General features: G+C 45.1%; 7 protein-coding genes. 5 read left to right on the top strand and 2 right to left on the bottom strand.

Annotation, left to right across the window (positions count from 1 at the left end):
- The coding region (locus FC82_RS04895) for a cadmium resistance transporter (RefSeq protein WP_056996365.1) at nucleotides 1–648 on the bottom strand (648 nt) is incomplete at its 3' end.
- Between the two features lie 452 nt (nucleotides 649–1,100).
- Between FC82_RS04895 and FC82_RS04890 the strand changes: the two genes are divergently transcribed.
- Nucleotides 1,101–1,976, top strand: coding sequence for a DMT family transporter (locus FC82_RS04890; protein ID WP_235809175.1), 876 nt, complete (start codon nucleotides 1,101–1,103; stop codon nucleotides 1,974–1,976).
- A 567-nt stretch (nucleotides 1,977–2,543) separates the two neighbouring features.
- Here FC82_RS04890 and FC82_RS04885 read toward each other — a convergent pair.
- Nucleotides 2,544–3,173 carry a BglG family transcription antiterminator gene (locus FC82_RS04885; RefSeq protein ID WP_054761959.1) on the bottom strand — a complete coding sequence of 210 codons (630 nt, stop codon included), beginning with the start codon at nucleotides 3,171–3,173 and terminating at the stop codon, nucleotides 2,544–2,546.
- 573 nt (nucleotides 3,174–3,746) lie between these two features.
- On the opposite strand from FC82_RS04885, the gene FC82_RS04880 reads away from it, so the two are divergent.
- The 4 genes from FC82_RS04880 to FC82_RS04865 all read left to right on the top strand — a co-directional run bounded on the left by FC82_RS04880 (nucleotide 3,747) and on the right by FC82_RS04865 (nucleotide 8,515).
- A complete protein-coding gene (locus FC82_RS04880; protein ID WP_056996364.1) occupies nucleotides 3,747–5,378 on the top strand; it encodes a peptide ABC transporter substrate-binding protein in 1,632 nt (543 codons plus the stop codon).
- A 690-nt stretch (nucleotides 5,379–6,068) separates the two neighbouring features.
- Nucleotides 6,069–6,809 (top strand): C40 family peptidase, encoded by a 741-nt coding sequence (locus FC82_RS04875; protein ID WP_235809174.1) that lies wholly within the window; start codon nucleotides 6,069–6,071, stop codon nucleotides 6,807–6,809.
- Nucleotides 6,810–6,904: 95 nt separating this feature from the next.
- The gene (locus tag FC82_RS04870; RefSeq protein WP_056996363.1) at nucleotides 6,905–7,825 is read left to right on the top strand and encodes a GH25 family lysozyme; all 921 of its coding nucleotides are present in this window, start codon (nucleotides 6,905–6,907) and stop codon (nucleotides 7,823–7,825) included.
- 18 nt (nucleotides 7,826–7,843) lie between these two features.
- A complete protein-coding gene (locus tag FC82_RS04865) occupies nucleotides 7,844–8,515 on the top strand; it encodes a hypothetical protein (RefSeq protein ID WP_054761965.1) in 672 nt (223 codons plus the stop codon).
- Nucleotides 8,516–8,583: the final 68 nt, after the last annotated feature.

Below are 8,583 nucleotides of genomic sequence, written 5' to 3'. Positions count from 1 at the left end.
AGCTAGCTCACGGCCTGGCTCCATGGTTGTTGCACTTGAGTTGACATTCCGGGAAAATGCATTGTTTTTGATAAGGATATAGATTCCTAACACAATGAAAACAAGCGGGATGACCCATTTTCGATATTCTTCAATTTTTTCTTTAAGGACTGGCAGGTTCGCCAGTTTATAACCGGTAAAGCACCAAAGCAACGTCATCATCGCGTAAACCACAATGGTAAGTACCGTTTCAGCTTGATTGTATTGGGAAAAAAGCGGTACGTAGATTCCAATATTATCGGCGCCGTTTGAAATCGTCAAGAGACAAATACTGAGAATTTTAATGACGGTAAACCGGCTATATTTGATTGATTTGGGTAAATGACTGTTGTCGGTCTTACTTCGAAAGTAATAATCAAACCAGTATTTAATTCCTAAACAGATTGGCAGCACTCCCAACCACTTCAACAGTCCGGTGGTTAAGAAACTCAACCCATAATCGATTAGCAAACTGAAAACGACTAGACTGCCAATTCCCATTATTTGCCCCAAAACGATCTGATATTTTTTATACTTTTCTTCTTGAGTAAAGAGGAGTGTTAGGACCACAATATCGTCTAGGTCTGAGCTGATAAATGACACTACCCCCGTAATAATCAGTGCTAGCATTATAGAACCTCTGTATCCGCTTTCATTTATTGCTTATCTTTTCATTTTAAGTGATGTACTGCACATATTCAAGCGTTTATATTGTTCAGTTCGTAGTCGGCAAAAATTGTAAAAGCGTGTACTGACAAGGACACACACAGGAATTGCCCATCGGGGATTTTTCAGAAAACAAGCATGGCAGAACTTTAAAGTAGTTGCAGATTAGTATCGTTTCATATGACTATATTGACAATTTTGAGACAATATAATAGTACTTCGAATACGGTGTGGTATGAACCCCGTTAAATTGGCACGACGATTTTTAAAGCAAAACAATATTGTGGTATTTTTAAAAAGTTGTTTTATTCCAAAAATGGCGTGGTATTTCGCGTAAACTAGAAGGTAGTAATGTGCTGATTGTGAACCGGTTTTTCAAGGCAGCATGTTAAACAGTCGGGAAGGAAGCTCAGATTTTGACATCATCAACTAAAAAAGGCACGCAGCTTGCGATTGGGTATGCGTTGATTTCTGCGTTGCTCTACGCATTCTATCCACCGTTAGCAAAACTATTGATCCATTCTGTACCAGTTGCTATTTTATCCAGTCTGCTTTACCTTGGAACAGGGCTTGGCACGTTGTTGATCTACCCTGTGGTCCACCATGCAGCACATACAAAGAACGGGTTGAAACACGCAGATATTCCAGCACTGGTTGCCGTCATCGGCTTCAATATCGTAGCCAGCATTATGATGAATTTAGCATTGAAATTAAGTGATGCTGGAACCGTTTCACTGCTGGGCAATTTTGAAATTGTGGCCACTTCTGTGCTGGCGCTTCTCTTTTTCCATGAACATATTTCTCACGGCCTCGGGCTGGGCATCGCGGTCATCACCATAGCCAGTATGCTACTGAGCTCAACCGGAGTCACACACTTTTCTCTTTCAATCGGTGCAATCCTTGCCATTTTTGCAACAGCATGCTGGGGGCTGGAAAACAACCTGACACGCGTATTATCAGACCGAGATCCGTTACAAGTCGTTATTGTGAAAGGGATGGGCGTTGGTATCGGAAGCCTGATTGTTTCGCTTTTTCTGCATGAAAACTGGCCGACAGTCGGGACGATTATCGCAGCATTGGTTCTCGGATTCTTCGCGTATGGCATCAGCATCGTGTTTTATATTTTATCACAACGGTATATCGGTGCGGCAAAAACAAGTGCCTATTATGCGGTATCACCTTTTCTGGCGGTTATCCTGTCGTTTTTCATACTGGGTGAACGCCCAACTGCATTGTTTGGCGTGGCATTAGTATTGATGATTATTGGAACGGTGTTGGTGACAAAGGAGTAGAGAGTCGCCTCTGCTCCGCCACCTGCCTTGCGGAAACCGTTGTGGCTATGAGGCCAAAACCCACGTCCCAAGCACTACTCAGACGACGAATCCAAAAAGTCCGACTTAAATTTTTGGCTCAGAGTCCGTTCTACAGTAGCCCCTTGTCTTGCGGAGGATTGTTTCAGCACGGTTACCTAAGAGCACGTCGCAAGCAAAACTAAGGCAAATACCTCAGAAAAGTCCGGACTTGAATTTTTTGACCCAGAGTCGCTTCTGCGGAACCTCTCTGCCATTCGAAATCAGGCATGTCTCTAACAAGGTAAAAGCAAGAATTCTGATAGCTGATGTATAGATAAACAAGCTGATAGTCTAACAGTTATCTAACACGGAAAACGCGCTCCAGAGGAACACTCCTCCGAAACGCGCTTTTTGTGCCGAAAATAGTCCGTCTGGCATTTTCATGTTTGATGCCAAAACCTAGTCAAAAATCAGCGATTGATGCCGTAATCAATCATAGCGCCAAATACAAACACCAGCTCCTGCTCAGGCGACTTATATTTTGGTCTTTAAGCTTTTTCAACAGGTTTAATGCGTATACAACCAAACCCGCAACGTCAATAAGTAATCCTCAATAATGGGTAAATCAACGTTTTCCGGCAATAGTTTATCCAAACCGTCCACGGTCTTTTGTGACCACGGATGGCTTTCTTTTTGTTCAGCAATCAATGCTAATTGTGCAGGGGTGAAATAGGCGGCCAATCCTGGTCGTTTAACGTTTCCAAAGCGATAACGCATACCCACCGTCCAAAGATACAGGTAGAGTTTTTGCTTTGCGTCATCGGACAAAGTCATCACATCGGTCAGGGCATCGATACGCTTGGTCAGATAAGTTTCCAGTTCCCTGTCCGTAACCGAGAAACTCGTGGTGAACTTGCCTGGGACAACTTCGGTCTTCAATAGATCTAGAATCGCTCGGATGATGTTTGATTCGTGGCCTACAGCACCGACTTTCTGGTCGTTGGTCGGGTCCACCACAATTTTATAAGGGTGAAGGAATTTTGAAATCCAGTTCAAATCGTGACGCAGAGTCTCTTCGTCTGTTTCCATGTAATCTTTTAAGTCAGTTAAGGTTTTGTGTTGAGGTGCATGCACCAGTAGCCAAAGGGCGAGCTGGGTCTGCCGTTCAACAAGCTCAGGATTCATGTCTCTAATCATTTACAGTCCCTCCTAATCGGTAAAACCAGTCGTGAGTTATTTCACGTTCATCTTCATTTTCCCAATATTTGGCGAGTGTGTCAATAGATTTGAAAGAATTTTTGAAACGCTTTCAGAGTTTTATTCAGTTGCATAACATCGAAATGGTATAGTCGTGCAAATCGCCAAGAATTATAGTTAATGAACGTATGTAAATAAAATGGTCTTGATAACATTTTTCACAAATGTTCTTGCTTGACTTAGTATCGGTCAGCCGATATGATAATTGGCAATTAAGTTCACGAAGGAGGACCACGGATGATGACTCAATTAAATACATGTTGTTGTGCACCCTATTTCGAATTGTCGCCCGTGGTTTTTAAAAAGTCATAATATCCCAACACTGTTTGCGGACCATGAATGGCAGTAACTGGGAATTTATGGCCACGAAACCACCGTGTCGATGTTTATCGGCCAGTGGCTTTTTCGTGTCTTAACTCGTGACCAAGGGGGTGATCCGCATGGTGGGCAGGTGTTTAGTCAAGAAGCTGTTTGCTAGTCGCAACATACACAACCAATTGGGGGAATTGAATAATGAAAGTCAAAAAATGGCTCCTTTCTGTAATGGCGGTCATCTTCGTGGCCGTTTTGACAGCTTGCGGCAAGTCGTCTAGTGCGCCGAAACAGGTACTGAATTTGAGTGCCGCCGCACCGCTGGATACGATCGATATCTCAAAAGCCATGGGCTATGGGCAAACGGGTAACGTCTATGAAAGCATCTTTCGCCTAGGAAAGAATGGCAAAACGGTGCCTGGGCTGGCTAAAAGTTCACGTGTGTCAAAGGATGGATTGACCTGGACGTTTAACTTGCGTAACGCCAACTGGAGCAATGGTGACAAGATCATTGCCCAGGATTTTGTTTATTCATGGCGCCGAACCATCGACCCGAAAACGAAATCCCAGTACGCATACCTGTTTAGCGGTATCAAAAATGCGAATCAGATCAACGCTGGGAACGCTAAGGCTAGCACTATCGGCATAAAAGCAGCGGGTAAACGCACCGTGGTCGTGACATTGGATAAGCCAATTGCCTACTTTAAAATCTTGATGGCCTACCCATTATTTGCGCCGCAGAACCAAAAAGTGATTGATGAGTATGGTAAAAAATACGCCACGAAGTCACAGTACATGGTCTATTCAGGACCCTTTAAAATTCAAAATTGGAATGGGACAGGCAACAAGTGGCAGTTCGTCAAAAATGACCAGTACTGGGATAAAAAAGTGGTCAAATTACAGAAAATCAACTACACGGTTGTTTCCGATACCACGACCGGCCTGGATCTTTATCAGCAAAAAAAGCTGGACCTGACACCGTTGGCAAACCAGCAAGTGAAGAATTACAAAACCGACAAAGCCTTCAGAGAATACCCATATTCGTATGTGAGCTTCCTGAAGTACAACCAAAAGGATGCCAACGCGCAACGACGCGCGGCCTTTAATAACAAGCATATTCGGCTTGCCTTGTCACTCAGCATTGACCGGCAAGCGTTGACCAAGAAAGTCCTTGGTGATGGGTCGCAAACACCAACCGGGTTTGTCGCGACTGACTTAGCGCGTGATCCGAAGACTGGCGAAGATTTTGCCAAGGAACAAGTAGTGAAGAATACCGTCAACTATAATCCCAAACTGGCAAAACAGTACTGGGCAAAGGGACTAAGAGAAGCCGGGATAGCGAAGCTTAATTTTACGTTGTTAGCAGGCGCCGACCAAACCGCCACCAGTCCATTGACACAGTATCTGAAAGCCCAGTGGCAAAAAGAATTACCAGGTCTAACGGTCAGTTTGAAGGCGGTGCCGACTCAGCAGATTGCCTACCAGCAAAGCGCCAAGGGAAACTTTGATGTGCTAGTCTCCGGCTGGGGTGCAGACTTTAACGACCCGATTTCCTTCCTTCAGATACCGATGACAGGCACCTCTTACAACTATGGCGGGTACAGCAATAAACAGTACGACGCTTTAGTTAAACGGGCCAACAATCAGGACGCAAACAACCCAGATACACGTTGGCAAGACTTGGTCAACGCCGCGAAGCTTCTCAACGCTGACCAGGGGATGACACCCCTGTATCAACAAGTGACTGCTTATCTGCAACGCAGCGACGTTAAAGGTATTGTCCACAATACAGCCGGGACCCAGTGGAATTATAAGACAGCGTATATAAAGTAGCTTGGGCACACGTTTTGGCAATCACAAATGCTTTTTTTGCCGGAAATGGCATGCTTCAAGGCTGCACACGAAGGGCTATGGGTCATTTTGCCAAACAGAAAACGGGTTAATGATTAGTCATTGAGATCATGATGATAGGCAGGGCCTACCGCAAATCACCCAAAAACAGATTGGAAAAACTTACGTATTAACGATGGCCGTCTGCCAGCCATGAAAAAAGGCCTCCTCTGAAAATCCTGAATGGAATTTCAGAGGAGGCCTTTTACTGTTTTGGGAAAAATCGGCATTGGTCGAACGTTCTTCGCCTGGAATTATAAGTGACATAAATCAATAAGTGTTTTATTAATTCTGAGGTAAATCTGTAAAATTGACAAGACTACCACCAACGATAAGCTTTGAATTATTTCATTCAGAGCGCAACGAACGGCCTCACACCACATAACAACGATTTTTACTTGTTTGATACACACATGGCATATTTGGGTTCGCTGCAGTCTAATCAAAAGACTAATCTTTAAATAAAAGCGCTCTTAAATGCTGATATAGCACGGTTTGTAGCACAAAAGATTACAGGAATATTTCAAACGTGATTCTTGACACAAAATATTAACTATCATGATATTTTTTGGTAACTGAGCTGTAGCACAAGAGGTGTAACTTAGTAAGCGTACCAAATGAGGAGGAATTGTTTTGAAGCGAAAGCATGGACATCATTTCTATATGAAGGTAGGACTATTAGGACTACTAGGGCTGGGACTTGGCGCTAGTGGTCACACCTTGGCCCACGCCGACACGTATGTGAAAGAAAGCAGTATGACGCCCACGACATACGTTAAAAAGAGTACCGCCGGCGCAATGTACAATTTATCGATCAGCAGTTCAAAGGTCACATTTTCAAGTAAGACCCACTACTTGTCGAACTATCCCAATACAACCTGGGAAGCAACAAAGAAACTTTATGAGAAAAAATCAGACGGCGTTACATACCTGTACTACTACGTGACCAGTAAGTCTGGGAAGGTCAGTGGTTGGATCTGGAACGGCTACCTCAAGACAGGTGCCACGTACGCAACCGTGTACGCTCAGGCCAAAAGTGAACTGGGAAAGTCATATAGTTACGGCGCCACTGGCCCGTCATCGTTTGACTGTTCTGGCTTGACCCAGTACGTATATAAGAAGGCAGCTGATAAGACGCTGCCGCGAACCGCGCAATCGCAGTACAACGCCTACACCCATGTCTCAAAGTCAAATCTTGAGAAGGGTGATCTGGCGTTCTTTGGAACAAGTACGGGCAGCATCACCCACGTTGGGATGTACATTGGCAATGGTAAGATGTTGGACGCACAGGATGACGGTGTCATTACGGAAGCAATATCGGCACCATGGTGGCACGTGGTTGGGTACGCTCGACCAGAAACATTAGCGGAGTAGGAATAACCGCATTTGGATACGGAATATATTGTAAACGGCATTGCGGTGTGATGAACATTGGCGCAGCCGTTTAAATAGAGGAAGGATATGATTTTTTGAGTGAGACATATAAACGTCTCGGTGGTCATCGATTGATCATCTGGCTGTTTACAGCAATTTTAGTGGTATTCGGGAGCCTGAGCATGGCAACAAAGCCAGCCAAGGCTGCCGTGGGAACCTCGATTCCCGACTTATCGGAGTGGCAAGGTAAACTGACTGCAACTGAAGTCCAGAACTTGAAGAAGACGGTACCATACGTCATCTTACGGGTCCAGTATGGGAGTGACTACAAGGATAAGGACTTTGCAACAACGGCTGCACTATGTAAGAAATATGGGTTGGAATACGGGGTCTATTCATTTAGCCAGTACTCCAGCACCTCGAACGCCAAGACAGAAGCTAAGGACTTGTACGACCGCGCACCTGACGCCGACTTCTACGTCAATGATTACGAAGACCAAACGGTAACGAGCGGGACCACGAATAGTGCCACGGCTGCCTGGTACACAGAATTACGGTCATTAGCCCCACATAAACGAATCCTGTTCTATTCATACAACAGTTTTGCAACTGAATATGCGAACACGGCCATGACAAAATATGATGGATACTGGCTGGCCGCTTATCAATCAACCGAACCAACGACGAGTCATGTGCTCTGGCAATATACCGACACTTGGTCATCAAGTGCCCTGGGTCAAAAGGTTGACGCAAGTAAGGAACACAAGAAGAACAAGAGCTGGTTCTTATCATCACGGGCCATCACTTACAACAAGACGGTGAAGATCAGTAAGTCCGGTTACGACATTTGGAAGAGCCTCGTGTTCACATCAAATGCCGGGACTGCCACTGTTGGCAAGACTTACACAGCAAAGTATTATTATAATCACTACAATGGGCGCAAGTATTACTCACTGTATTCAAGCGGGAAGTGGGTTGGCTATATCAACGCTAACGCCGCTACTGTCACGGACTAATTGAAAGAAGGGCTATCAATGTTAAGAAAACAAAAGTTAATCACGGCGGTTGCCACTCTGGCAATCTGTGTCGGCGCCGGTGTCGGCTTGAATAAAGCTGCCTCACTGATCAGTGTTCAGGGGGATTCTGCTACCAGCACCACCCAGTTATCAGTACCAACTAAGGTTGATTCTGATGGGTCAACGGCTGAGGCCAGTTCCGTAAGCGGGACTAACGCCAACGCTAAGGTCACTTATAAGACGACGGATAACAACGATACGACCGCGACTTATAAGCAGCAGACCAAGTCGTCAAGCAGCAATGCAGCTTCAGATGTTTCTGCTGCCACGCACGGTGGTCAGACCATCACACTGACGAACGGCACCAAAGCTGAAGAGCAGGGTGTCATGGGTCATATCCTCGTCAACTGGAAACAGGGCGACTGGACCGTGACTGCGGTTACGGATACGTCGACAATTGCCCACTCTGATCCATCAACCGTTGCTTCTAAGGTTTCAAAACAACTCAAGAGCAACAACATTACGAACCAGAGTGTAGACAAGGGTGCTGTTACGGTTTACGATACGGCGCAGGACTCACAAGCCAACGAAATTACTTGGCAGAACAACAAGAAGGTTTCCTCGGTTTCAAGTCAAACTTCTGACACCGCACTGCAAATTGCTAAGAGTGCACTGAAGTCTGATAACTAGACTCCGGGTGCTTGATTTATAGGATTGAAAAACGTCTCAGCGTTTGCTGGGACGTTTTTTTTGCAAAA

It is taken from the genome of Secundilactobacillus collinoides DSM 20515 = JCM 1123, from assembly GCF_001435975.1.
Taxonomy (GTDB): domain Bacteria; phylum Bacillota; class Bacilli; order Lactobacillales; family Lactobacillaceae; genus Secundilactobacillus; species Secundilactobacillus collinoides.
Note: the sequence above shows the minus strand (reverse complement) of the source record. Positions and strands in the feature narration are given on the sequence as shown.